This window comes from Sulfurisphaera tokodaii str. 7 (assembly GCF_000011205.1).
Taxonomy (GTDB): Archaea; Thermoproteota; Thermoprotei_A; order Sulfolobales; family Sulfolobaceae; genus Sulfurisphaera; species Sulfurisphaera tokodaii.
On the sequence record NC_003106.2, the window covers coordinates 700,411 to 726,001 of the forward strand.

The following is a 25,591-nucleotide window of genomic DNA, read 5'->3' on the forward strand; positions in this document are numbered from 1 at the left end:
GGATGAATACAAACTCATTACTCCAAGAGTATTACAAGGCACTTCAAGAAGCATTACAACAAATATTCAAAGCCTTGACTAGCGTGAGAAAAGACACACTAACAAGACTAGTACTAGGAGGAGTAATCGGTGGGACAGCAACAGAAATAGCACAAGCAGTAGGCATGGACTATGAGACAGTACTAAAAAACCTTGATAAAATAGCAAACATAAACTTGATCAAAATAGTAAAAGAAATAGTAAAAGACCACCCAGTACAACTAAGACGACACACACAACCACAAAGAATACGCAAGAGCACTACCAGTATCAAGAAACGGAACACAAGCCTTTTACTGCAGAGAACACAAAAGATACGAACCAGCAATACAACTCCTAATAATAGCAATAAAAGACCTATACACAAACGAAACCTACATTATAACAATAATACCATACAAAGACCTATACACAAACGAAACCTACATTATAACAATAATACCATACAAAGACCTATACACAAACGAAACCTACATTATAACAATAATACCATACATACCACAAAAAGTTGCCGAAATACTCAAGGAGAAAAAGCAGAATACAAAACAAAAATCCAACTATACCTAGAAACACTACCAACAATCCTAAACAAGTACAACATTACCACCATCTCATTCGACTCATGGTACGTAAACTCAAAAACCCTAACACTATCGGGGAACTCAAGGCAAACGCACGTGTTGTCGAGGGTGGCAGACACGTGCCAGTTGCCGAGTTCCCCGAAGGGGAATACCTAGTAGAATACCTAGGTACCCCCATAAAACTACTCGTAATAGACAATTATAAAGGTATGGGAAAAAGATACTTCTTCTCAACCAACACACCAGAAGATATAACATGGGAAAACCGTTGGGATATTGAAGTAGTAATTAGGGAGCTAAAGGCTCTAGGCTTAGAGAAGAGCTCTTTCCTCACATGGGTTAGGAACAAGGGTTTCATAACCTTGAAAGCCCTCTCCCTCCTCTTAGTCCTCTCATTTAAGTATTCTCTTGGCTTAAGGTTGGGAGCCAAGAGGATATCAAGGATGATAAAAAGTATTTATCAATCTTTGGGTGGGATTAAGAAACTGTTTAAGAGAAGGAAAAATACGTAAAATGCTAATGGTATTTAGTAAAGAGTAATAATTTATGTTAAAGATTACTATTAAGAGTGCTGAAGTTATTGAATAAATAAGAAAACTTTTCGTAAATAAATTAGAAATAAACTTATACCCAAATAAATTACTGTAAAAACAAATAGATTAGAAATTCCATTTTGCAAATATTAATGAAAATATATATACTCAATCAATTATTTCTTCTAAAATTACACTAATTCAAGAGAATATTACAATTCAGGAAAGATTCTTAAATCGCCTCTTCCTTATAAGAAATATTTAATCGGTTGAGTGAATATTATTGTGGCTGAAGAGTTAACTAAACCTTGGATTGACATGAAGAAGTATCAAGAAGATAGGTTAAAAGAAGCTTGGTATGAGGCTGACTTAGCTGAGAGGCTAATGAATGACGGGCTTTTAAGGAATGCTGCAGGTAAAGCTTATCAGGCTGTAAAGGCTTATGTTGCTGCAGTTGCTGTAAACTTTAGACCTCAGCTGGCAAAGTATTTTCCAGGTAAGAAAAAGATTTCGCCATCTAAGGAGGTAGAGAAAGTTGACTGGATAATCGCTATAATGCCAAGCAGTAAGCTAAGGAAAGTAGTTGCAATAATAGGTGATGATCAACTAAGATTATTAACTGAAATAGCTCTTGACCTTCATGAGTTTCAATATAACGGTTTTGATAAAGACTCTGAGGTTTCAAGGTACGATAGCGAGGAATTCGTAAAGAAGGATATACTCTACATAGTGAATTTCATAAAAAGTAAGGTGAAAGGTTAGTTAAGAGAAATAATTTTAACCCTTTTACGATAAAAGTGTTTAGGATTACCATCAAAATACTTAATTCTTAGGTTACCTACAGCGGAGAAGAATCACAGACAAAAGTAAATCTTTATAAATAGAATGGCATTGTAGTTCCTTCTATTGAGGGATTTTTCCAGTAAAGACCACCGTAACAGTTTTTAAGAAGAACATGGAAACTTCATTCTCCCAATTATTGAATTTACAAATTGTACCTTGATTATTGGAGAATTTTGTAAAATCACATTAAGTAAAGAGAAATTTACTTGTCAAAATCCACATTTATTTTAGAAATATTGAGATGTAAACTCAACACACACGTAAAAAATAAGAGAATCTATAGATAATTGGCAAAGCAAGCATTATATACTACGCATTTAACAAAACTGGTTTGTAACCGTGGTAGGATTGAGAGAAAAATAATCATTAACCCCAAGACTGTTAATTTTTGTAGAAGAAACTAGACATAGGTCTAAATTTAATGATAACAGTGCAAAGCATAGTTGGAAGTTGGTTGGAAAAAGTATTTAATTAAATCATTATTATCTTCTTTACGATCTCATAAGGAAGATAACAAAAATAAAAACTACTTAATTCGCTTGCAGTGTTTTCTTAGTAGCAAAAAATATTTCATACATCTACTTCTATCCAGCCATTATTATCCCTAATTTGATATGTTTTTAATCCTAGTTTCTCTTTTGGTGCGTCTGGTGCTACATAGGGAGGTTCTAGCATTTGCCCAGTCCTTAGATCAAATAATGCTAGATGGCAGTAACATCTAACTGTTAGCTTCTCCTCATCTAATTTACCTAAAATACACCTAGCGTGTGAACATACAGCATCCATTGCGTATAAATTACCATTAACATTTGCGATAAAAATTACTTTATCATCTACCTTAACTGCAGCACTCTTTGCTTTTTCCAGCGCCTTTGCCGAAATAGTCCTTTTCCATACCATAAGAAAATAAAACATCTCAAACCATATATCTTTTATTTAGCAAAGGTATTTAATTTAACATTAATGTATCTATATTTTTTAAAATCTCAAAATAATAAAGGACTTGCATTTACATCAAGCATAATAATCTAAGTCAACAACATATTATACCTAATTAAAATAAGAGTAGTTAACCATACCTTAAATGTTAATAACAGAATTATATTTTAAATATTCATTCATGAAATTAGATTCTTAGATTATAAAATTCTTTAAATGCAAATTCAAGATAGAAGAATATTAACATTATTACCCCCACTAATAGATAAGTTTGCCCTATACCTATAGTAGCTACTAAGACACCAGCTAAAGGACCGAAAAAGTTACCAGACCATTAGAGATTGCTGATATTGTACCCCTAACTCTTCCCATGTACTCTTTATCTATAACTCTTAAGAGTACGGAGGATGTTAAAACTGAATTAATTCCAGAAAAGAAGAATATAATAAATGTTGGCACTACTGCAAGAAAGACATTATGGATTACTATATATGACACTAAAGATATTGAAATAAATGTACCAAATAGTACGTGGTAGAAACCTATTTTACCTTTCTTAATTTTAGGAGCATAAGCAGAACCCAAGATTATTCCAGCCTCACTAGCAATGCCTAACATGCTAAAGAAAATTGGTCCTTTATGCAAAAAATCTTCAACGTAAAATAAGAGTAATAATCCCTGCATGTTAAAGAATAAATTCCCTATTGTAAGAATAATAAACTGAGTTAGCACTTTATTCTTTCTTATATAGTTAATTCCTTCTATAAGTCCCTTTTTAAAACCGCTTTTTCCAGTATACGTAGTGCTAAATATCTTTATGGGTAAAAATAGGAAGATAATTATCCCAAGAAAAAATAACGGTCCTAACAACGAGTATTTCAAATTTATCGTAAGAAGGATCCCTGCCAGTACTCTGCAAAAAGACCCAATGACCTGGTAATAGTCCTATTAATTGATGAGACTTTTTTATAAAATTCTTCCTTCACATTTTCTTTAATCCAGACAGACATGATAGAACCTGAAACGTCAAAAACAATACCAGTCATTAATGCCGTTGTGTAGAATAATAAAATGAGTATAGGGAGATTATTAACTAATAGTTCCAACTGAGATAGAAGTAATAAAACGAGAAGTAAGAATGAGAGGGTTAGTAATATTGTCTTCTTATTTTTTGCAGTGTCAACTATTGTCCCAGTGAAGTAACTAAAAAAGAAGGGTATTGAGGTAAGAGAAAACAAAATTCCAGTAATCAGACCAGAAGCAGTAATTTTTGAAATAATCCATAATTCTAACGTATTAATTAAAGTAATAATAAAATATAATGAGTTAATGGCAGATATTGTAAATAATATACTTCTCCAGTTGATTTCAGACAATTTTGCTCAACTCTAAGGCTAAATTAATTTACGAGCTTCAGACTAACGTTCTATATGAACTTATCACCTCAAGCATTTTCATATTAACCTTACCTCAGCTTAATTTGTATGTCCCTTATTCTCTTTTACTTTAATGACTCCTCCATCTACTGAAGCGTTAATATAAAGAACACCGTTCTTACCTATCCTACCCTTTGGTAAATCAACAAATCCACCATTTATTGACGAGCTAGAAATTACACTGATATCATCTGGTAAAGATAATGTAACATCACCAATACCTCCGTCCACAGACAGTAATAATTTAGATTCTTTATATGGTAAGAAGGAGATTTGGCCACTTATCTTACCTCCATCTACAGAAATATTGGCTTCATTTTGGACAGCAATGTTAAGATCTACAATACCGCCATCTATTTCTACATAGAGATTATTCATCTTAATTTCTGAAACGCTTACTTTTCCTCCATTAATGTTAATCTTAAGTGAATTTAAATCCGGATAAGAGATTTTCAGATAACAACCATCGGCTCTAATCGTATTATTGTTTATATCTAGATCTCCCATATCTACACATTTAGCGAGAAGATGAGGTTCTCCCTTAAATATCGTTACTACTCCTCCGTCAAGTTCTATGGAAAGATCATTAGATGTTTGAAGAGGACCATCATATACTATTCTTAATCTATTATTAATTCTAATTGAAGGAAATATTGCTGAAAGGAATCTGCTAAGAAATCCTTCTTTATCTTCTTCACTGCTCCCAGCAGTCCTTATAGTAATTACATTCTTCGATTTAGATGATATGACGTTAACTAACTCATCTGGACATTTAACTGTAGAAACATTCTCTATATTCTCTAAAACGTCATTGAGGAGGTTTGGGTCAATAGCTTGAAATTCAACTGTGTTGGAGTCCCTTATTATGAGCTTTCTTCCCTTCTCTTTCAGTTTCCTTAACATATTCTCCGTTACTATAAAATTATCAACATACTGAATTATCATGGGAATTTCGGTTTGGTTTGAAAGAGAGATGTGTTGGCTTTCAATCATATTTATTATTGATAAAGCTTTCTTCCCTTCTTCAGTAAGAGTATATTTTCCTTCATTATTCTTTGAGATTAAACCATCTAATTTCTTTAGATGAAACGCTAAAGCAGGACTTTCTATGTCTAATTCCTCTAAAAGTTCCGAGAAGGATTTAGGTACTTGCAAAGATTTCAATATCTTCCTCCTTACCTCGTTTGAGATCGCATCGAACATATCCATATTCACAAATTATTATCTTGAATATTTAAGGATTCTGTAAAATCACATTGAGTAAAGAGAAATTTACTCATAAAAATTAAAGGCCGGGGGTCTTTCACAGCTTAGTAGTTTAAGGAAATTCCCTCACCATAAAAAATTATAATATTTGCTCATTAACTAATAAATACTTTGAATTTACTTCCTTACTTTATTTCGTTAATCACAATGAATTTTCAGTTAATAAGACAATATATCTTACATTTGTTTAACGTAACGTAAAAATGTAACGATTTTCCTATAAGTGCTAACAGCTCTTTTGCGAATTCACTTTATTTTATTATTTTGAAATTAAAAAATTGATTTTACATTCACAATTGGAGAGACCAATGAGTTATACCACGGACTTACTGAATATAATGATATATAATCAATTATTCCCTCATACAATTATTATAATTTTAAGAGAATATTACAATTCGGAAAGGACTCGTGAATCGCCCGACTAGGTACTCTTGAGGATATTACTGTGATGGCAACTTTTTTAGCCTCAAATGAAGCAAATTTCATAACGGGACAGCTAATAATAGTCGACGAAGTATATATAATTCGATAAAGTAGCGTTTCTGTTCAGAGTATTGTTACTACGTGAAATACTTCTGTTCTTATCCTACTTCACAAAGAGAATATATTCTATTGCAAAATCAATGATTTTATTACTATGCAAGTTTCTTGATAGAATATTTTTGTATAATTTCAGAGATATCACTAATCTTAAACTGTATTAAGTATGGTTGTGTTTTTTGTGAAACAATAGTGTGATTACTTAGTTATAAGTTTTCTTTTACTTTTTACACTTCTACTCTGCAAAGAAAGTTGCTTCATAATTCATCTTGATGGTGCTATATCTATCAGATCAGTTTTCCGTAACATTCCTATAATGATCGTTCTCAATCTCTTCATATAAAAAATTTAATTAGGGAATTTACGAAAAGAATTTAAACTATAAAAGATATATCTATTTAATGAAAGTTGGAGATAAAGCACCATTGTTTGAAGGGATAACTGATACTGGAGAGAAGTTTTCTTTAGCGGATTATATAGGAAAATATAATATAGTACTTTATTTCTATCCTAAAGATGATACTCCAGGATGTACAAGGGAAGCTTGTGCATTTAGGGATAATTGGAATCTTCTACAAGGCTATGATGTTGTAGTTATAGGTATAAGTTCTGATGATGTGGAATCTCATAAAAAGTTTAAGCAAAAGTATAATTTACCGTTTATACTTGTCAGTGACCCGGACAAGAAAATCAGAGAATTATATGGAGCAAAGGGCTTTATTTTACCCGCTAGGATTACATTTGTAATTGATAAAAAAGGGATCATACGCCATATTTACAATTCTCAGCTCAACCCCGAAAATCATGTTAAAGAAGCTTTAAAAACTCTAGAAATGCTTAAGAAAGAAGAGGAATCAGTAAGCTGATTTTAACAAGTAAGTTATAATTTTTTTCTGTGCATTTCTTAAATGGTAAAGGAAAGTAACTTTACTAATATTCAATAACCTGGCAATTTCATCAGCGTTAGCTCTTCTCGGATAATCAAGATAGCCTTTTGATAAAGCCACCATTAAGACTTTCTTTTCCATGTCAGTTAAATCTAGGGTAAAAGAGGGGTTAAAATCTTCAGTCCTTATATCTTCTATTTTGCCTAGGCTTCTTAATTCTTCAAATAATTCGTTTAAATTTTTACTGTGGGTAACAAAGCTCCACAATTCGGAATTCCCTTTTATTTTATTTCCAAGTACTAGAACTTCTTTATCGTAAAGCACTCCTGCAATAGAACCTTTATAAGTATTGAGGAAATCTACATAGTACCCATCTTTAAGTTTGCTTATATTCATAATTTTCACAACACTTTTGTGATCTTTCATTAATTTTACCGATTCCTTGTCTGTTGAATTAATCAGAATTCTACTTCGTAAATAGTTCTTGTCTGGATAAACTTGTAAATTAATTGTATATGCATCATATGGCATATGATGTGTCCAACAATCTTCATGAACAATTTTTACATCTACTTTTTTAATCATCATTATATTGTACCATTTTAAAAATATAAGCATATCTATGTCAATCATTATAATTAGTTCTAAAGAATTTCATATATATGAAAGGTTTGAGATTTTATTACGAGCTTACTAGGATTTAGGGAACAGTACAACTTAGTGACCTCTTTTAACCACAACTATAACGCGTTTCATAATTAACTTAAATCTGATTATTCCTTATATACTACTATGGCTGAAGTGATAAAGAGTATAATGAGGAAATTTCCTTTAGGTGTTGCTATAGTTACAACCAATTGGAAAGGAGAATTAGTTGGAATGACAGTCAACACTTTTAACTCTCTCTCACTAAACCCTCCATTAGTTTCATTTTTCGCAGACAGAATGAAGGGGAATGACATTCCTTATAAAGAATCAAAGTATTTTGTAGTTAATTTTACCGATAATGAAGAGCTTTTTAATATTTTTGCGCTTAAACCAGTTAAGGAGAGGTTTAGGGAAATAAAATATAAGGAAGGAATAGGAGGTTGTCCAATATTATATGATTCTTATGCATATATAGAAGCTAAACTCTATGACACGATTGATGTAGGAGATCACTCAATAATAGTAGGGGAAGTAATTGATGGTTACCAAATTAGAGACAACTTTACACCACTCGTTTATATGAATAGAAAATACTATAAACTCTCTAGCTTGTAGGCTTATTCCTTTAATAAGTTTAATATACCATTTATTTAACCTTTTTCGATAGACTTATTTGATGATTGATATCCTACGTTTATCTCATGTGGGAATAAGAGTTACTGATCTAGAGAAAGCAAGATATTTTTACGTAGATTTACTAGGATTTGTGGAAACAGAAAAGGATGGTGACTACATATATTTAAGGGGTATCGATGAGGGACAGCACCACAGCTTAGTTCTTAAAAAGGCTGACTCTCCCGGTTTGTCATATATTGGATTTAGAGTAAGAAGAGCTGAGGAGCTCGATAAGGCTAAAGAAGAGCTACAAAAGCTTAACCTAAAATTTACCAGGTTTAAGGAGAAAGGTGTTGAGGAAGCCATACTCTTTGAGACTCCTCAAGGTATGCCGTTTCTAATCTATTACGATATGGAGTATGTTGGAGATATGAGAATGAAGTTTTATGCACATAGAGGTGTTTCACCAGTAAGGTTAGCTCATGTAAATTATGTGGTAAAGGATATTGAGGAAGAAGTTCAATTCCTTAAAAACTTTATGGGCTATTATGAAACTGAATGGTTCTTAGGAAAAGATAATCAAACCAGAGAAGTAATTTGGCTTACAAGAAGGGGAGATTCACACGAGATTGCAATTGCTAAAAGTCAAAAAAATGTTCCAGGATTTCATCACGAGACTTACTACGTTCATGAGCTAAAAGATGTAATCAGAGCAGCTGATATTGTAGCTTCAGCAGAATTATGGGATAGTATTGAGAGGGGTCCGGGTAGACATGGAGTTACGGAGGGTTATTATGTTTATCTTAGAGATTTTGATAAAAATAGGATTGAGTTCTTTACAGAGGATTACGTAGTTTTAGACCCAGATAAATGGAAACCAGTAGTATGGAGAAATGAACAGTTTAGATATAGAAGTGATTTTTGGGGAAGACCAATTCCCCAATCTTGGTTAAGTGAATGGGTTCCCGTGGAGGATATTTCCACGGGTAAATTAAAGGGGTGGTCTATTTGATTAGGAAAGGAGAAGACTATATAAAAAGTATAAAGGCCCATCATCCAGTAGTCTATTATGAAGGAGAAGTAGTAGAAGATATAACTGAACATCAGGCGTTTAAAATACCGGTGAGAACAGTAGCTAAATACTACGACCTTCACTGGGATCCAGAATACTCCAAATACCTAAGAGTATATAACCCCGATGTAGGTGAAGAGACCAGCATTAGCTTTTTAAGACCAAGAAATAAGCAAGATTTAGCTAAGTTAAGGGACGGTTTAATAAAAATATATGATTTCTATAGAGGATTTTTCGGAAGAAGCCCAGATTATCTAAACGTTTGGACCACAGTATTTTATGCCCATGCAGAGGATTACTTTGGAAAGCATTTCGGCTCTAAGTTCATGGAGAACATGATAGAGATTTACAGAGAAGCTACTAAAAATGACTTATTCTATACCCATGCAATAGTGGCACCGATGTATGATAGATCGAGACCGCCATCACAATGGGAAGACCCCTATATACAAGTTGGGATTGTTGAAGAGAAACCTGATGGTGTTATAGTAAGAGGAGCAGCTATGCTAAGTACTGCTGGTCCCTATTCGGAAATGTTATGGTATTTACCGAATATTAGGAGGGATACTGATCCTAGATATGCAATATATTTCTCTATTCCTACAGAGACAAAAGGTGTTAAATTCTTAGCAAGAAGAGGATTTCCTCCAAGGGAAGGAGGAGAATTTGAATACCCTATATCATCAAGATTTGAAGAGAGTGATGCTATACTAGTCTTTGATAATGTTTTCGTACCCTACGATAGAATAATATTCTTCAAAAAACCAGAATTAATTGAAGATTTGATGTGGCACACTGTTAGTTTAAGAGGATGGTTCAACTGGCATTTTGTTATACAACACTACTCTAGGCTTAAGTTCTTAGCAGGATTAGCAATAGCTGTAGCAGAGGCTGCTGGGATAAATAATTTCATAAATGTCCAAGAAAAAATTGGTGAAATACTTATTTATGTTGCATTAAATGAGGCTGCACTTTATGCTTCAGTTGAAAGGGCTCAAGAATTGCCAAATATAGCAAGACCTGATCCCTACATTTCTATTTCAGCAAGTCATTTCAATATGAAGGCTGTTCCAAGGGCAAATGAAATTTTGAGATTAATATCAGCTGGTTCATCAATTCCAGTTCCTGCTGGAATTAAAGATTTTGAAAACCCAGAAGAGAGGAGATTGTTAGATAAGTATATGGCAATGAAAGGGTTAAACGCTTTAGAGAGAGTAAAGCTATTTAACTTATTATGGGATGTTATAGGATCTGAGTCTGGAATGAGGTATGAGCAATACGATAGGTTTAGTAGAGGCGATCCGACAATAAGATGGGCACAGACATATACAGAGGTATTTAAAGATAGGAAAAATGAATTTGTAAAATTAGTTAAAGAAATAATGGATCAAATGCCAAATCCTAAAGCATAAGGTGTTATTCCGTTTGACAAAGTTTTTATCTTTTTTAGTTAATAACACTAGAAAGTTAGGAATTCTAAATGGAAATTATATATATGAAGTGAAGGATTTTTATTCTACTGAGCCTAAAGGCGAGGCTTATAAAATTGATGAAATAGAGTTTGACATACCAGTTATGCCATCAGCGATCATTTGCACACTAGTAAATACTCCGGGAATGATAGGGGTTAAGGATAAAAGTGAAGCAAGAGAATTTATAAAATCTCCGAAGTTCTTTCTTAAATTACCCTCTGTAGCAATTCCTCATAAAAAACCAATTATAACTCCTAAAGATGCAATAAGACCAGAAGTAGAAATTGGCGTAATTACAAGAAAAATAAAGAGAGGTGCTACGCTTAACGAAATTAAGAAAAACATAATTGGTTATACAGTATTTAACGATATAACGTACCCGCCGGGAATAAAGGAAGATTCTTATTACGCATACAGAAGAGATCCTTCAGACGGGAAAGTTAAAAAACTACTAATCAGAGGAACTCATTTCAGAAACAAGGTAAGGGACTCTTTTGCTCCATTCGGACCATGGATAGTTACACCAGAAGAGATCGATGATGTTAACTCACTAGAAATGAAGAGTTACTACGATGGAAAATTGGTACAAGAAGGCAATTCTGAGGATTTTGTCTTTTCCATAGAAGAGATTATATTGGAACTAACAAAGTATGTAACTTTACCAGAGTTCTCACTAATATCATCTGGAAGTGTAGGATATATAGGTGCTGAAGAAGTATCAGAGTTCTCACTAAAACCAATTAACAATGCAATTATGGTTGCTGAAGTTGAAAAGATAGGTAAACTTGAAAATCCTACTATAATTGATGAGAATAACGTTTAATAACTAGAGCACCTATTACTGTAGTCAGAATTGACATGAAAACTATACTCTCAAACTCATTTTGATCTAAAGCGTTTAGACTTAAACCTATTGATGCTACTACTAAGCCAGTTTCTCCTCTAGGGACCATTCCTAGGGCAATAATCATTGCCCTTTTAAGATCTTTAATATATAGATAAGCAAATGGCATAATTCCGAGCATTTTAAAAATAGTTGCTATACTCGTGAGCTCCAGCGCAAGTAATAAAGTGTTTAAATTAATTAAAAGCAAATTTACTTCCGCTCCAACAGTTACAAAGAACATCGGACCAAATACTGAGAGTACTATAGTAACAATTTCCTTAATTTTTTCACTCTTCAAGGAATTAGAGATTGATACACCAGCTACAAAGGCAGATATAATTGGGGAATATCCTAAATAAACCATAAATAATGTTAATCCAAATAATACGAGCATTGTGAATTCTTCTATATAAACATCACTCAACTTGTTAGCTATCCTTGGGATAATCGTTATGGAAAGAAATAAAATTACTAACCAAATTACAATTAGTGACACTATTCTTAAAGATATAGACGTTATAACTATAGTGGAGTTTTTAATAAGAATAAGTACTGTAGATAATAAGATTAAATCTACTATATCATCTACGGCTGACGCAGAAATTAAAAACTTAACACCCTTAGTATTAATCCCCTCTATTAGATATGCTACAGCAGCTAAACTTGTAGCACCTAAGCTTACTCCCAAAAATAATGCCGAATTGCTTCCGAAAGAGTTAGCATATATAAAATATCCGGCAAAAAATGGTAATAATGCACCGAAAGTGGCTCCCATAAATCCTAATATTCCGGCTTCTTTAAGCGGACTTAGACCATGTTCTAAACCAGAAGCAAAGATAATAAGAATTACAGCAAATTCAGATATAAAAAGGACGTATTGATCTAGAGTTATTAGATGAAAACCCAAAATATCATTTATCAGCCCACCAACTGCATAAGGTCCTATGATCATACCAGCAATAAGTTCGCTTACCAGGTCTGGCAAATCAATTTTTCTTAGCTGTGTCTTAAAAAATTCAGCAATAAAAATAAAAAGAGCTATATCAAAAAGAGCTATATAAATTTCTTCCATGACGGTAATAATTTTTTTTATAAAAATAAAATTAACTTTTACCTATCTCAGCCTTAAACTCCTCATAAGCCTTCTTAACTTCTTCTACTGAAGCCTCATTTTCAAGCGTTGTAATATCACCTACCGGTTGATTAGTAATAACAGCCTTAACTACTCTTCTCATAATCTTACCACTCCTAGTTTTTGGAAGTTTAGATACAAAGTAAATACTGGATAATGTAGCAATAGGACCAACCTTATCTCTAACAGTCTTCAGTATATCATCCATAAGATTTTTACTTGGCGAAACACCTTGCTTAAGAATAACAAATGCCACTGGTACTTCACCTTTCACCGGATCTGGAACTCCTACAACTGCCGCTTCAGCAACGGCTGGATGTTCAATAATCGCAGACTCTAACTCATATGTTCCTAATCTATGTCCAGCTACTTTAATTACCTCATCAGCCCTACCTAATACCCAGAAGTATCCATCAGAGTCTTTAACTGCATAATCTCCAGCATAGAACATTCCCGGGAATTTAGACCAATATATTTTAATATACCTCTCCGGATCCCTATGTATTGTTAATGGCATTCCAGGCCATGGATTCTTTATTACTAGATATCCTCTTTCTTCAGGCTTTGTAGGATTACCATTATCATCAACAACATCCGCCTCTATTCCGGGTAAAGGCATTCCGTTAGTCCCAGGTTTCAAAGGAATTAAATAAAGACCGGGTAAGTGACTAATCATGATACCACCAGTCTCAGTCATCCACCAAGTACTACCAAATGGTACTTCTCCTCTTCCAATTAACTTCCATAACCACTCAAAAGCTTCTGGATTTATTGGTTCTCCTACAGAATGTATAATTCTGATGGTGTCTGTCTTATGTGCCTTAACCCATTCATCACCGTATTTCATGAATGATCTTATTGCGGTTGGTGATGTATAGAATATCGTAACGCCGTATCTTTCAATTATTGAAACCCATCTATCCGGTTTAGGATAGTCTAAAGCTCCTTCATACATTATTTCGGTAACTCCTTCCATTAATGGTCCAAACACAATATAAGAATGCCCGGTAACCCATCCTATGTCTGCAGTGCACCAGTAAATATCATCATCTCTAACATCAAACACCCATTTCATCGTCGCATGAAGTAATGTAAGGTATCCTCCAGTATCGTGAACGATTCCTTTTGGCTTACCAGTTGTTCCAGAAGTGTAGAGTATATATAAGGGGTCTTCACTCTTTATCCTTTCTGGTTCAACATAAACACCTTGAGGAACTTCCCTTAACACATCATCTAGATATTTATCTCTTCCCTCGACCATGTTTACCTTTTGTCCTGTTCTTCTAACAACTATAACGTCTTTCACCGTAGAAACTTTCTCTAAAGCTTTATCAGCAATATCCTTTAACGGTACTATCTTACCTCTTCTCCAGCCCCCATCAGCTGTAATTAACACTTTAGCTTGTGCATCATCTATTCTCGTAGCTAGTGCATCAGCACTAAAGCCGGAAAATACTACAGTAAACACAACTCCAATTCTAGCCAATGCTAACATAAATATCGGCAATTCTGGTATCATTGGTAGATAAATAGCTACTGCATCTCCTTTCTTTAAACCGTATTTATTTCTAAGTATGTAAGCTACCCTATTAACCTCTGTGTATAAATCGTAATATGTTAATTTTCTCACTTCCTTAGGGTTTCCATTTTCATCTACTGGTTCTCCTTCCCAAATTATTGCTACCTTATTTTTTCTCCAACTCTTAGCATGCCTATCCACAGCTAAATATGAAGCATTTATTTCACCACCAACAAACCACTTATAAAATGGAGGATTAGAATCATCAAGTACCTTTTCCCAAGGCTTAAACCAGTCTAATTCTGATGCAACAGAAGCCCAAAATCCCTTATAGTCTCTCAGACTCGTGCTATGTATTTCCTTGTAAGTATTTATGTCAACTACCTTATTTGACTTAGGTACAATTTTAGTATTAAATGGTAGTGCCCAATTTACTGACATATTAATAAGTTATAAAACTTAATCATATTTATAATTATATATTGATAACTTACGTAGTAAAACTTATAATCATTGAGTGTATAATAAAACTATAATGACAGAATAAAAAAGAGCTAATCCTGCACCTCTAGGTTTATCCGGTTTCGCTTTAACAACGTTAGTTTTAAGTGTCTTTAATGCTGGTCTAATGTCTCAAGGATCTTCAGTAGTTGTTGGCTTAGCCGCGTTTTATGGAGGATTAGCACAGTTACTTGCTGGTGTCCTAGAATGGAGGGCTGGTAATACATTTGGTTATACTGCTTTCTTTACTTATGGTGCTTTTTGGGAATGGTTTTTTGTAACATCAATGTTTATACCCGGAGCTACAGCACAAGCTATAGGATTAGTTCTTATTGCTTTCGGAATATTTACATTAGTTATGTGGTTCGGTACTTTTAAGGCTAATCTGGGACTCTTTATGACAAAACGCGGGGCAAGCCTCGCCTTTTAAGGCGGGGTAAAGTTTTTAATCTTAGCTTAAAACTATTAATAAAGTGCGGGGAAGCCCACAAAGGTGGGCATACTGAAGATATGTGTCCCCGCACAGAACTACATATCCCCGAGTCCCCAAGAGCCAAGAGCAGAGGGCAACTCTTGGTGAGGGATAGGGGTAATGGGCTGAAGACCCAGCCCGTGGTCTACCGCTGGACGAACGGAGCGGGGTGGGTGCTTTACGCACCCACTAGCTATGAAGTTGTGAGGATGAAGGTGGTAAACCACAAACCTATGAACCGCCCTAAGGGAACCCTCGCCCTTTAGGGCGGGGAAGAGGTCAGTGTTGATGATGCTATAAAAGCTATAAAGGCAACACCATCTATCGGACATCCAAAGTAAAATAAATTTTTTCTTTTCTTTTTCTGTAAAGAAGCGCTCAAAATCTGTTCATAAAAAGGGGAAAAGAGACTTAACAATATCTTTTCTAATCAACAAATAACATAAAATTTAAACATTATGAAAGTCGAGTTTTTTAACAACAATTTGTAATTATAAATTATGAAGAAAAGTTTGTTATTAGGGAACGAAGCAATAGCCTTTGGTGCTCTAAAAGCTGGAGTAGGAATTGCTTCTGGATATCCCGGTACACCTTCAACAGAAATTATTGAAACTTTACAAAGGTTTAGAGACAGATATGTTGAGTGGAGCGTAAATGAAAAAGTTGCATTTGAAACTGCTTATGGAGCAAGTATAATGGGTGCTCACTCATTAGTAGCAATGAAACATGTAGGTTTAAATGTTGCCTCAGATCCTCTTATGAGTAGTTCTTACACTGGAGTTGAGGGTGCATTTGTAATTGTTTCCGCACAAGATCCCTCTATGTGGTCATCACAAAATGAGCAGGATAATAGATATTATGGTTTAATGAGTTTAATACCAGTGATCGAACCTTATGATCCTCAAAGTGCTTATGAGTTGACTGTTAAAGCCTTTAACTTATCTAGCAAAGTTCATCATCCGGTAATTTTATCTACAAATACTAGAATAAGTCACGTTAGAGGACCGGTTGAATATGAAGAACCTTCACCTCCCATATTAGGAAAACTTCAGAAAAAACCGGAGAAATACTCCCTAGTTCCTGACGTAGCAAGAAGAGATAGGCAAGAACAACTTAAGAGATGGGAGTTAATTCAACAGGAAATAAAGGAATTTAATGAGATTGAAGGAGATGGGAGAAAACTCATTATAGCTAGTGGGATAGCTTATTCTTATGTAAAAGAAATTTTACCTGAGTCTGTCAGAATACTTAAGCTATCTGCACCGGTACCGTTAAATAAGGAACAAATAGTTAAAGTATTAGAGGATGTTGATGAAGCATTAATAGTTGAGGAGTTAGAACCAATAGTAGAAATGCAAGTTAAAAGTATTGCATATGATGAAGGTTTCAGAATAAGAATTCATGGAAAAGATTATGTTCCTAGAAGTGGTGAATTAACACCAGATGTTGTAGAATTTGCAATAAAGAAGTTTTTAGGCATTTACTATGAACCTAAACCTAAAGTAGAAGAATATGTGCCACCGAGACCTCCAGCCATGTGTCCGGGTTGTCCACATAGGTCATCATTTATCGATATTAAAAGAGGAATTACACTTGGAGGTCTTCCACAGACCTTTTTCTCTGGTGATATAGGTTGTTATTCGCTTGGAATTTTACCACCTTTCCAAGAGCAAGATTCATTAACAAATATGGGTAGCAGTTTAGGTATCGCAAACGGGGTCTTTAGGGCTACGGGCATTATTCCAGTTGCAATTATTGGTGATTCAACATTCTTCCACTCTGGTTTATCAGCTCTGGCAAATGCAGTTTACAATAACTTACCGGTTTTAGTTGTGGTCTTAGATAACAGAGTTACTGCTATGACTGGGCAAAATCCGAGTCCATCAAAGGAGATTGATATTGCTAATGTCGCAAAAGGCTTAGGTGTAGAATACGTTAGAGAAATTGATCCGTTTAATTTGAAGGAGAGTACTAAGATAATTGCCGATGCAACAAATTGGGTAAAACAGAATAGGAAACCAGCTTTAATAGTAGCTAAAAGAGCTTGTGCCTTAGACGTTATTGACAAATTTGATGAATTACCTATAGCAGAGGTTGATATTAACAAATGCACGGGTTGTACAATATGTTATGATTACTTTACATGTCCGGCAATAATTCCCAGAGAAGATAAAAAAGCTATTATTGATCCGGTTTTATGTATAGGCTGTGGTGCTTGCATTCCTATATGTCCGTATAATGCTATATCGTTAAAGGGAGAAATACCAAAAGGGTGGGATGAGTTATGGAGAAGTTAGACATTTTGATTGCTGGTATTGGAGGTCAGGGAGTAATAACTTTAGGGAAAATAATTGCCACTTCAGCATTAATTTCTGGAGTAAAGGCATTAGTTGCTGAAACTCACGGTTTAGCACAGAGAGGAGGGGCTGTAAATGTTCATGTTAGGTTAGGAAATGTGTATTCACCATTAATAAAAAAAGCTGACTTTCTAGTTGCGTTAGAAGCTACAGAAGCATTAAGGAATTTATCTTATGCTGATAAGGAGACCATACTCATAGTTAATGAAAGGGTGGAGAGATCAGTTTTACCTAAAGTTAAGATGCTTAGTTTAGATGAGATTAAAGAAAGACTCAAGGAATATAGGGCGATTTATATTCCAGCTGAGAGAATAGCAATTGATTCTGGTAATCCAAGAGGGGCAAACATAGTTATGTTAAGCCTCTTAATGGATTTTGGATTAAAGAAACTAATTGATGAGGACAAGCTCCTTTCTCTATTAGATGAGAAAAATAAGAGAGTATATTTAGCTGGAAAAGAATCGATTACTTTTTTACGAATAAGATAGAGGTTATTTTTATGTTAAGCAGAAAAATTATTGAGGAGAGCGATATTTACTTAGCAACATCAACTAGGGATCCAGAATTATTTCCTCTTGTAATTGATCACGGTGAAGGAGTATGGATTTATGATGTTGATGGAAATAAGTATCTAGATTTTACATCTGGTATAGGTGTAAATAATTTAGGATGGCCTTCGCATCCAGAAGTTATAAAGATAGGTATTGAACAAATGCAAAAATTAGCTCATGCTGCAGCAAATGATTTTTACAATATTCCCCAACTGGAATTAGCTAAAAAGCTTGTGACTTATTCACCAGGTAACTTCCAAAAGAAAGTATTCTTTTCTAACAGCGGTACCGAAGCTATTGAGGCATCAATTAAAGTTGTCAAAAACACTGGTAGAAAATACATAATAGCTTTTTTAGGCGGTTTTCACGGAAGAACTTTTGGTTCAATTTCTTTAACAGCAAGCAAGGCTGTACAAAGATCTATAGTAGGGCCTTTCATGCCTGGAGTAATTCATGTTCCATACCCCAATCCCTACAGAAATCCATGGCATATTAACGGATATGAAAACCCTAGCGAACTAGTAAATCGTGTTATTGAATTTATTGAGGATTATATCTTTGTAAACCTAGTTCCACCGGAAGAAGTGGCTGGAATATTTTTCGAACCTATTCAGGGTGAAGGAGGGTATGTAATCCCTCCTAAGAATTTCTTTGCTGAACTCCAGAAATTAGCTAAGAAATATGGAATTTTACTGGTCGATGATGAAGTCCAAATGGGTTTAGGCAGAACTGGAAAGCTCTTTGCTATTGAAAACTTTAACACAGTTCCAGATGTAATTACTTTAGCTAAAGCATTAGGAGGAGGGATTATGCCTATTGGTGCAACTATATTTAGAAAAGATCTTGATTTTAAACCCGGAATGCATAGTAACACTTTCGGTGGTAATGCTTTAGCTTGTGCAATAGGTTCAAAGGTGATCGACATTGTTAAGGATTTATTACCTCATGTAAATGAGATAGGGAAAATATTTGCTGAGGAATTACAAGGCTTAGCTGATGACGTAAGAGGTATTGGTTTAGCTTGGGGTTTAGAATATAATGAGAAAAAAGTAAGGGATAGGATAATAGGTGAGAGCTTTAAACGTGGTTTACTTTTATTACCTGCCGGTAGAAGTGCAATAAGAGTTATTCCGCCCCTAGTTATTTCTGAGGAAGAGGCTAAACAAGGACTAGACATTTTAAAGAAAGTGATTAAGGTGGTAAAATGATAAAATGGGTTGGCATAAAAAGTTGGGATAAGTGTGGAATTTGTTGGGCATATTTTAAGCAAGGTATTCAGCATGAAAATTCTTTACACTGTTACAAACTTGGTATTCCGATTGTAAATCTGAAAATATCATTAGAAGAATTTGTGAGAATTTTGAAAGAGAAGGGATATGTTGGTAAATACTCAGTCTTTTCATTTCCACTTTCAATTTTCTCTAAAGGTGTTGTGATACTTTACTTTGAAAGTGAAGAAGAAATGAAAAAAGCTATTAATGATTTAAAAGAATATGTTAAAGATGAAGGGAAGGAAAAGTGGTTCTATAATACTTTTGTTAATGTTGACTGGATTAATGGTTTTAACTATAGGAGAGGATGCCCAGAGTATGATAAGTTCGGTGATTGGAGAAGTTGGAAAACTGGGCATTAAGTAACTTCTTATAACTTGTTTGAGGAAAGCTTTATATTTAATAAACAAGTACTCGTCTAACATGAAACTAAGAGAACATTACTCAATCATAACCGGTAAATCAGTATATACTGATGATATAAACTTTCCAGACATGTTATATTTAGGTGTAGTTAGATCAACATATGCAAGGGCAATTGTAAAATCTTATACAGAACCTTCTGGAGTTGAATTATTCCTAGATTGGAATAAAGTTAAAACTTACATGCCAGTAAGACCGGATCCTAGGGCAAAAAACATTGTAAAAATGCCTGTAGTATCAGATGGAAGGGTAAATTTTGTAGGTCAACCGATTGTAGCCTTTGTAGTTAAAGATAGGTACGAAATTGAGGATAAGATTGATGAAGTGGCTGTAGATTACGACCCATTATCACCAGTACTCACTATAGATGAATCTTTAAAGAATGAGGAAAAAATACACACCAACGGAAATATAGCTATCGACCTCGATCTATCTGGAGGAGAAGTTGAGAAAAGACTTACTGCTGAAGTTACTGTTGAGAGAGAAATACTACAAGATAGAATTGTCGTGAATCCCATGGAGCCCAAGGGAGTAATTGCAAACTTTGATGGTGATAAGTTATACATAATCGGTAGTTTTCAGTCCTCATTTAGAATAAGGTCAGATCTACAAGAAGCCTTAGGTTTACCTCCAGAAAAAATAATAGTAAAATCAGCCCCAAACGTTGGAGGAGGTTTCGGAAATAAAGTCCCTGCACATCCAGAATATGTTTTAGCAGCAATTGCTTCTATGATCTTAAGAAAACCAGTTAAATGGATTGAAACTAGGAGAGAGCACTTAACAAATCCAACTCAAGGTAGAGGAGTAAAATCAAAAGTTAAACTTTATGGAAAGAGAGATGGTACAATATTAGGTTTAGAAGGTGAAGTTATTGTTGATCTGGGAGCTTACGCTTATACAATTAATACAACAACACCCGCATTCATAGCAGGCTTACTAAATGGCCCATATAAGATGAGATTTATGAAAATAAGAGCTTTAGGAGTTTACACAAATAAACCACCAACTGGTCCATATAGAGGTGCTGGAAGACCGGAAGCTGCACTAATTACAGAGACGCTTGTTGAAGATTTCGCAGAGGCAATAGGCATGGATTCTGTAGAAGTAAGGAAGAAAAACTTCCTTGATGGGGAGTTTATTACACCATTAGGTATTAAAATTGATAAGGCTGATTATACTGGATTGATAGAAAGAGGAGAAAAAATTTATAGATCATTAAAGGAAAAATATAAAGATAAAGGTATAGCCTTAATTGCGTTTACAGAAGTTGTTAGAGCATCGCCAGGTGAAGGTGCAAAAATAAGAGTTGGAAAAGGAAAAGTTGAATTGTTTGTCGGTACTGGACCTCATGGGCAGGCTCATCAATCTACTTTTGCCTTATTAGCATCAGAGGTACTTGGATTACCTCCAGAGAAGATTAACGTGACTTTGAATGATACTGAGAATGTAAAAGAAGGAATTGGAAGTTTTGGTAGCAGATCTGCTGCAGCTGGCGGTAGTGCTGTGATTGAGGTTTGTAAAGGACTACTTGAAGTTTTGAAGAAGAAGGGTAAAACTTTAGAAGAAGCAATAAACTCTGATGAGTATACGGAAGTTGAAACATTTTATAAAACCTCTGACATTTATACGCCAGGAGTTCATATTGCTGTAGTAGATATTGACGAAACATATAAGCCTAGAGTAGTTGAATACTACGCTATTGATGATGTAGGTAGAGCTATAATAAAGGATGAAGTTGAGGGGCAAATAGTTGGCGGTATTTTACAAGGAATATCTCAAGTTTATCTTGAATGGGCACCATATGATGAGAATGGCAATCCAATTTATGCTAGTATTGCTGAAGCTGGTGTTCCTACCTCTTTAGAGAGTGACTATAAACTAACTCTCGAATTTGTAGAAACACCAGCTAATCTGCCTAGTGGTGCTAGAGGTGTTGGTGAGGCTGGAACTACTGGGGCCTTGCCAGCAACATTTATTGCTCTTGAAAAATTGCTAAAAAGGAAATTTAACAAAACACCAATATTACCCTCAGAATTGATAACTCCTTAGGCTCTTAGGGATTAGTTGATAGGCATCGTACACAGGCCCCTAACTGATTAAAGTTTAAGGACTGTAGGAAGAAAAGCAATAAACTGAATAATTTTCGTTTAAAAGCCTTTTTTTAGTATTTTTATTTGGTTAATAGAGGGAATAGATCTACCCTTAAAGGCTAATTGTTAAATTCAAATTCATAGTAGTGCGTTACTTAATTGCTATCCAATTAGTCTGTGAGTATAATCAAATATAAGTTATCTATAAGGTATTTAAATAGCAGTCAATATATAAATCAGAAACCTAATCTCTTAGGGTAATATAATAAAAATTATTACGAGAAAACTCACTTATGGAAAGCAGAAGGAGAAGAAATGATGCAGCATATTTCCTGATAATATTAACTTACGTTCTTGCAGTTGTATCTCACCCTTCATTAATTAGCTTAATATTTTTACCAGTAATGATACTGCACGCCTTTACAATAGACCTTATACTTCCTAAAGTTCTATCCAGAAAGATAGGAGCTAAGGATATCGCTATACTTGCAGTGAACACAATACCCTATATATATTTCTTCACGCTATTAATACTAATTCCAGCCTTAGCTTTTTTACTTTCTATTATCTTATCATATACTAAATCAAAAATTCTACCTCAGCTTATAGGTACTGTAGGCATCTCGCTATTATATCTACCTTTGGTACAAATTTTCGGAGGGATTAATATTGTAGATATCGGAGTTTATCTAGTATGGACAACTTATACGCTAACCGAAGCTATTTACGTTGAATACAAACTTCCCTATAGAAAAGTTAGTATAAAACAGCTTAGAGCATCTTGGTTAACATCGCTATTAATTAACGTCATTTCAATAATTATCTTCCCGTTGTTTGTTCTACCACTTATAGAACCCACTATTAGGTTTATGAAACCTGGAGAAAAACTTAAGGCTGCATCTCAGATAAAAGAGTTAGGAAGGAAAGGACTTAAAAGGACTATATTAGTCTTCTCTTTGTTACTAGCAATTATATTAATTCATTTACTAATCTTTTGAGACAAGAAAAGATATAATCTATAGAAACATCGTAGATTTCACCTAAATAGTTACATTAGAATTAGACTTGGGTACTAACTTCTTATACTAAGAAGAATGTTGTGAGTAAATATTTACACTGTTCCTAACTCCAGCTTTTACTAACTCAATGTCATAAGTTGCAAGTCCGATATTAAGTCTTTTAGCTATTGCGAGGATTATATAATCGTTTAGCATTCTTATTGGCTTATTATCTTTCTTCAGCATCTCAATCCCTTTTATCATATCTTCCAAATCTTCCTTAGCTATCTCAAAATCCTTTAACTCCTCCAACTTCTGTTTGACTAGATCCACGTTATTTGTTAGTCTCGCCAAAACCCATATGTATTCATAAACTACTATTTGCGGAATTACTACTTCGTTTTCGGTTAAAATCTTCATAGCCTCCTTATGTCTTTCAGAGTCCTCGAAAGTAGAATACACTAAAACATTTGTATCAAGTAAAACTCTTCGTGAAATCGTCTACAACCTCCTCTATAGCCTTATCGATTTCCTCTTGAGTTATCCTTTTACCTAGTGTTACGGTAGTCCACTTCTTACGATAAGGTCTAACAATTATTATCCCTTCTTTCTCGTTAATAGTAACATCAACATACTCTCCTTCCCTTATGTTAAGTTTTTCCCTGACTTCTGCTGGTATAGTAATCTGAAAGTTCCTAGTAACTTTAACTCTCATAGTAAGTAAATTTAATTACTAGGCTTTAAGGATTACGGTTCATGTTAGAGTTGACACGATCATTCTTTAAAAGATATAATATTCCATTTACCTAAAACTTTACTTTCTTATTAGAAAAATCCGACCAAACGAGATCATTTTGTTTCCAGCATGTAAATCTCTGTTAATTCAAACAGAAATTTGGATTTTAGCCGAATTTTATACCCTGAATAAATACATAATATATTACAGTGACGAAGAGAAACAAGATAAGTCACTTCGTAAGTAATACAGATTATATTTAATTTAGGCAGAAAGACTTCTTATGACGAAGCTATCATACAGAGTTTAATTATAAACTACAATGTTTTTGTGTAAATTTAAAGACATTATCTCTTTTTTAAGTTACGGACAAATATGCTAAATCCCTGCTTCTTTAATTTAACTCAAGAACAAATGAAGGAAATCATCTTGAGTAAAGGTAATCAAATAAATAATATTATGGTTCGTAAATGACTACCGGAATTGAGTAGTTTTGAATTGCATTATTAACCTAGATTAAAAAGGGAAAAATATATGTAATCACTTCTTACTTGCAGCTTTGAAAAGACAGATATATATACAATTATTTGTATGTCAAATCCCCATTACTTATATCCGCACACGCGGTTAATTTATGCTTTATAGTGTTATTTAGACCAATTATGTGAATTACTTCATAACCTTTCACCATAAACCAGTCAGAAACTATTTTCCTATGGCAGTTCCACGGTAGTATTTCAGCACACATTATAGCTATAGCCTTTCGTCTAGCCATCTTATCTATTGTCTCAAGAGCCTCTTTTGCTTCTTTACTCCTAAGTATATAAGTAGAGTAAGCTCTAAATCCTTCACTCTTAAAACATTTACCTAAGCCTTCATCCTTTATATCCTTACCGAATTTCCTATATCCTCCTAATCTTTCTTCCCATACGTATTCTATACTGTATCTTGGAAGAACATCTCTTAAACTTTCATAATTAAAATGCGGGTATTTCATACTTTTAGGCCATCTTCTTATGTCTACTAATACTTGTATTTTGAATACTTTTAATATTTCTAAGAATTCATCAACAGATCTATTTGAATGTCCAATTGTATATATTCTCACATAATTTATCTCATATGCATATAATATTAACTTTCCATTAGTAAAATCTAACTAAGTAATATATTTCTACAAATATAGAAGATGATTATGCATTATGAAGTGTAAAAGCTGACGATAACGTTGCGTATATAGGAAAACGTAATATCTTACCCATTCAAAATAATCATATACTAACATGAAGTGACTAAAACCTTATCTATTAGGGTTATGTATAATTAGTATTCAGGATAAATGGTTACACATGAATAAGGAGGAATGGAAAAAGAGTATAATAGAAGGTTTAAAAGAGGTCTATGATCCAGAAATACCGATAAGTATAGTTGATTTAGGTTTGATTTACGATCTTAAAATTAGTGATGACGGAGAAGTATATATAAGAGTGGGTGCAACAACTCCAGCTTGTCCGGTAACTGAAGATATAGCTTATACTGTAGAACAGGTAATTAAGGAGAGAGTTCCAGCTAAAAAGATAAATGTGGATTTAGACTTAGAAACGCAATGGACTCCATTAATGATGACCAAAGAGGGTAGAGAGGAATTCAAGAGAAAATATGGTTATGATATTGTTCAGCAATGGGCTGAAACTTATGGAATAGAATTGAATGAAAACAAGTCATGAATCTTATACTCTATCAGAGCTTATAAGGCAAAACAATATCCTTAAAGTCTTATG

The 25,591-nt window shown here is 34.0% G+C and carries 24 protein-coding genes and 3 pseudogenes; 17 read left to right on the forward strand and 10 right to left on the reverse strand.

Annotated features, from left to right (window positions below; genetic code table 11):
- The first annotated feature begins 2 nt into the window (after window positions 1-2).
- Both STK_RS14540 and STK_RS04010 read left to right on the forward strand, forming a co-directional pair.
- A pseudogene (locus STK_RS14540) lies at window positions 3-1,132 on the forward strand (ISNCY family transposase).
- A 306-nt stretch (window positions 1,133-1,438) separates the two neighbouring features.
- Complete coding sequence (locus tag STK_RS04010; protein ID WP_198429735.1) at window positions 1,439-1,915, forward strand: PaREP1 family protein; 477 nt, start codon at window positions 1,439-1,441, stop codon at window positions 1,913-1,915.
- A gap of 651 nt (window positions 1,916-2,566) precedes the next feature.
- Here the strand turns inward: STK_RS04010 and sdx are convergent.
- From sdx to STK_RS04030, 4 genes are all read right to left on the reverse strand, one after another.
- Window positions 2,567-2,896 (reverse strand): sulredoxin, encoded by a 330-nt coding sequence (sdx, locus tag STK_RS04015; protein ID WP_052846395.1) that lies wholly within the window; start codon window positions 2,894-2,896, stop codon window positions 2,567-2,569.
- Window positions 2,897-3,241: 345 nt separating this feature from the next.
- Window positions 3,242-3,805, reverse strand: coding sequence for a hypothetical protein (locus STK_RS04020; protein ID WP_052846396.1), 564 nt, complete (start codon window positions 3,803-3,805; stop codon window positions 3,242-3,244).
- A 14-nt stretch (window positions 3,806-3,819) separates the two neighbouring features.
- Entirely contained in the window at window positions 3,820-4,311 is a 492-nt protein-coding gene (locus STK_RS04025) for a hypothetical protein (RefSeq protein ID WP_052846397.1), read from the reverse strand.
- Between the two features lie 99 nt (window positions 4,312-4,410).
- The gene (locus STK_RS04030; protein ID WP_069168140.1) at window positions 4,411-5,580 is read right to left on the reverse strand and encodes an ArsR/SmtB family transcription factor; all 1,170 of its coding nucleotides are present in this window, start codon (window positions 5,578-5,580) and stop codon (window positions 4,411-4,413) included.
- A 472-nt stretch (window positions 5,581-6,052) separates the two neighbouring features.
- Between STK_RS04030 and STK_RS15975 the strand changes: the two genes are divergently transcribed.
- Window positions 6,053-6,172 carry an SDR family oxidoreductase gene (locus STK_RS15975; protein ID WP_420825188.1) on the forward strand — a complete coding sequence of 40 codons (120 nt, stop codon included), beginning with the start codon at window positions 6,053-6,055 and terminating at the stop codon, window positions 6,170-6,172.
- Between the two features lie 409 nt (window positions 6,173-6,581).
- Window positions 6,582-7,046 (forward strand): peroxiredoxin, encoded by a 465-nt coding sequence (locus tag STK_RS04035; protein ID WP_010978712.1) that lies wholly within the window; start codon window positions 6,582-6,584, stop codon window positions 7,044-7,046.
- On the opposite strand, the gene STK_RS04040 is transcribed toward STK_RS04035, so the two are convergent.
- Window positions 7,035-7,652, reverse strand: coding sequence for a helix-turn-helix domain-containing protein (locus STK_RS04040; RefSeq protein ID WP_198429736.1), 618 nt, complete (start codon window positions 7,650-7,652; stop codon window positions 7,035-7,037). The two genes, STK_RS04035 and STK_RS04040, sit on opposite strands and share 12 nt — an antisense overlap.
- Window positions 7,653-7,859: 207 nt before the next feature.
- On the opposite strand from STK_RS04040, the gene STK_RS04045 reads away from it, so the two are divergent.
- The 4 genes from STK_RS04045 (at window position 7,860) to STK_RS04060 (ending at window position 11,697) form a co-directional block, all read left to right on the forward strand.
- Window positions 7,860-8,330, forward strand: a complete 471-nt coding sequence (locus STK_RS04045) for a flavin reductase family protein (protein ID WP_010978714.1) — start codon at window positions 7,860-7,862, stop codon at window positions 8,328-8,330.
- 61 nt (window positions 8,331-8,391) lie between these two features.
- Window positions 8,392-9,342 carry a 3,4-dihydroxyphenylacetate 2,3-dioxygenase gene (gene hpaD, locus STK_RS04050; protein WP_010978715.1) on the forward strand — a complete coding sequence of 317 codons (951 nt, stop codon included), beginning with the start codon at window positions 8,392-8,394 and terminating at the stop codon, window positions 9,340-9,342.
- A complete protein-coding gene (locus STK_RS04055; protein WP_052846398.1) occupies window positions 9,339-10,814 on the forward strand; it encodes a 4-hydroxyphenylacetate 3-hydroxylase family protein in 1,476 nt (491 codons plus the stop codon). Before hpaD ends, STK_RS04055 begins: the two co-directional genes overlap by 4 nt.
- Window positions 10,815-10,827: 13 nt before the next feature.
- Window positions 10,828-11,697 (forward strand): fumarylacetoacetate hydrolase family protein, encoded by an 870-nt coding sequence (locus tag STK_RS04060; protein ID WP_052846399.1) that lies wholly within the window; start codon window positions 10,828-10,830, stop codon window positions 11,695-11,697.
- On the opposite strand, the gene STK_RS04065 is transcribed toward STK_RS04060, so the two are convergent.
- Window positions 11,672-12,832, reverse strand: coding sequence for a cation:proton antiporter (locus STK_RS04065; RefSeq protein ID WP_010978719.1), 1,161 nt, complete (start codon window positions 12,830-12,832; stop codon window positions 11,672-11,674). The genes STK_RS04060 and STK_RS04065 overlap by 26 nt on opposite strands.
- A 31-nt stretch (window positions 12,833-12,863) precedes the next feature.
- Complete coding sequence (gene acs / locus STK_RS04070; protein WP_010978720.1) at window positions 12,864-14,852, reverse strand: acetate--CoA ligase; 1,989 nt, start codon at window positions 14,850-14,852, stop codon at window positions 12,864-12,866.
- Window positions 14,853-14,958: 106 nt separating this feature from the next.
- Here acs and STK_RS04075 point away from each other — a divergent pair.
- The 8 genes and pseudogenes from STK_RS04075 to STK_RS04105 form a co-directional block, all read left to right on the forward strand.
- Window positions 14,959-15,315 (forward strand): annotated as a pseudogene (locus STK_RS04075) (acetate uptake transporter); the annotation flags it as partial.
- A 71-nt stretch (window positions 15,316-15,386) separates the two neighbouring features.
- A pseudogene (locus STK_RS15145) lies at window positions 15,387-15,650 on the forward strand (hypothetical protein); the annotation flags it as partial.
- A 234-nt stretch (window positions 15,651-15,884) separates the two neighbouring features.
- Window positions 15,885-17,681: an indolepyruvate ferredoxin oxidoreductase subunit alpha gene (locus STK_RS04080; protein WP_010978723.1), complete on the forward strand. Its 1,797-nt coding sequence runs from the start codon at window positions 15,885-15,887 to the stop codon at window positions 17,679-17,681.
- Entirely contained in the window at window positions 17,669-18,229 is a 561-nt protein-coding gene (locus STK_RS04085) for an indolepyruvate oxidoreductase subunit beta (RefSeq protein WP_010978724.1), read from the forward strand. Before STK_RS04080 ends, STK_RS04085 begins: the two co-directional genes overlap by 13 nt.
- Before the next feature lie 11 nt (window positions 18,230-18,240).
- Entirely contained in the window at window positions 18,241-19,500 is a 1,260-nt protein-coding gene (locus tag STK_RS04090; protein WP_010978725.1) for an acetyl ornithine aminotransferase family protein, read from the forward strand.
- Window positions 19,497-19,925, forward strand: a complete 429-nt coding sequence (locus tag STK_RS04095) for a hypothetical protein (RefSeq protein ID WP_010978727.1) — start codon at window positions 19,497-19,499, stop codon at window positions 19,923-19,925. The genes STK_RS04090 and STK_RS04095 overlap by 4 nt, the downstream gene beginning before the upstream one ends.
- 61 nt (window positions 19,926-19,986) lie before the next feature.
- Entirely contained in the window at window positions 19,987-22,035 is a 2,049-nt protein-coding gene (locus STK_RS04100; RefSeq protein ID WP_010978728.1) for a xanthine dehydrogenase family protein molybdopterin-binding subunit, read from the forward strand.
- A 334-nt stretch (window positions 22,036-22,369) separates the two neighbouring features.
- Window positions 22,370-23,074 carry a hypothetical protein gene (locus STK_RS04105; RefSeq protein WP_010978729.1) on the forward strand — a complete coding sequence of 235 codons (705 nt, stop codon included), beginning with the start codon at window positions 22,370-22,372 and terminating at the stop codon, window positions 23,072-23,074.
- An 87-nt stretch (window positions 23,075-23,161) separates the two neighbouring features.
- On the opposite strand, the gene STK_RS04110 is transcribed toward STK_RS04105, so the two are convergent.
- From STK_RS04110 to STK_RS04120, 3 genes are all read right to left on the reverse strand, one after another.
- Window positions 23,162-23,536, reverse strand: coding sequence for a PIN domain-containing protein (locus STK_RS04110; protein WP_010978730.1), 375 nt, complete (start codon window positions 23,534-23,536; stop codon window positions 23,162-23,164).
- A gap of 13 nt (window positions 23,537-23,549) precedes the next feature.
- Window positions 23,550-23,789, reverse strand: a complete 240-nt coding sequence (locus STK_RS04115) for an AbrB/MazE/SpoVT family DNA-binding domain-containing protein (RefSeq protein WP_010978731.1) — start codon at window positions 23,787-23,789, stop codon at window positions 23,550-23,552.
- A 604-nt stretch (window positions 23,790-24,393) separates the two neighbouring features.
- Window positions 24,394-24,918: a DUF488 domain-containing protein gene (locus tag STK_RS04120; protein WP_010978732.1), complete on the reverse strand. Its 525-nt coding sequence runs from the start codon at window positions 24,916-24,918 to the stop codon at window positions 24,394-24,396.
- 241 nt (window positions 24,919-25,159) lie between these two features.
- Here STK_RS04120 and STK_RS04125 point away from each other — a divergent pair, with 241 nt between their 5' ends.
- Window positions 25,160-25,537: a metal-sulfur cluster assembly factor gene (locus STK_RS04125; protein ID WP_010978733.1), complete on the forward strand. Its 378-nt coding sequence runs from the start codon at window positions 25,160-25,162 to the stop codon at window positions 25,535-25,537.
- Window positions 25,538-25,591 lie beyond the last annotated feature (54 nt).

Bases quoted from the DNA above. Each gene is read 5' to 3' on its own strand.
- STK_RS04095 (WP_010978727.1), top strand. From the start codon at position 19,497: ATGATAAAATGGGTTGGCATAAAAAGTTGGGATAAGTGTGGAATTTGT.
- STK_RS04090 (WP_010978725.1), top strand. From the start codon at position 18,241: ATGTTAAGCAGAAAAATTATTGAGGAGAGCGATATTTACTTAGCAACA.
- STK_RS04115 (WP_010978731.1), bottom strand. From the start codon at position 23,789: ATGAGAGTTAAAGTTACTAGGAACTTTCAGATTACTATACCAGCAGAA.
- STK_RS04045 (WP_010978714.1), top strand. From the start codon at position 7,860: ATGGCTGAAGTGATAAAGAGTATAATGAGGAAATTTCCTTTAGGTGTT.
- STK_RS04085 (WP_010978724.1), top strand. From the start codon at position 17,669: ATGGAGAAGTTAGACATTTTGATTGCTGGTATTGGAGGTCAGGGAGTA.
- STK_RS04080 (WP_010978723.1), top strand. From the start codon at position 15,885: ATGAAGAAAAGTTTGTTATTAGGGAACGAAGCAATAGCCTTTGGTGCT.
- STK_RS04065 (WP_010978719.1), bottom strand. From the start codon at position 12,832: ATGGAAGAAATTTATATAGCTCTTTTTGATATAGCTCTTTTTATTTTT.
- acs (WP_010978720.1), bottom strand. From the start codon at position 14,852: ATGTCAGTAAATTGGGCACTACCATTTAATACTAAAATTGTACCTAAG.
- STK_RS04125 (WP_010978733.1), top strand. From the start codon at position 25,160: ATGAATAAGGAGGAATGGAAAAAGAGTATAATAGAAGGTTTAAAAGAG.
- STK_RS04100 (WP_010978728.1), top strand. From the start codon at position 19,987: ATGAAACTAAGAGAACATTACTCAATCATAACCGGTAAATCAGTATAT.
- STK_RS04030 (WP_069168140.1), bottom strand. From the start codon at position 5,580: ATGGATATGTTCGATGCGATCTCAAACGAGGTAAGGAGGAAGATATTG.
- STK_RS04105 (WP_010978729.1), top strand. From the start codon at position 22,370: ATGGAAAGCAGAAGGAGAAGAAATGATGCAGCATATTTCCTGATAATA.
- STK_RS04040 (WP_198429736.1), bottom strand. From the start codon at position 7,652: ATGATTAAAAAAGTAGATGTAAAAATTGTTCATGAAGATTGTTGGACA.
- hpaD (WP_010978715.1), top strand. From the start codon at position 8,392: ATGATTGATATCCTACGTTTATCTCATGTGGGAATAAGAGTTACTGAT.
- sdx (WP_052846395.1), bottom strand. From the start codon at position 2,896: ATGGTATGGAAAAGGACTATTTCGGCAAAGGCGCTGGAAAAAGCAAAG.
- STK_RS04035 (WP_010978712.1), top strand. From the start codon at position 6,582: ATGAAAGTTGGAGATAAAGCACCATTGTTTGAAGGGATAACTGATACT.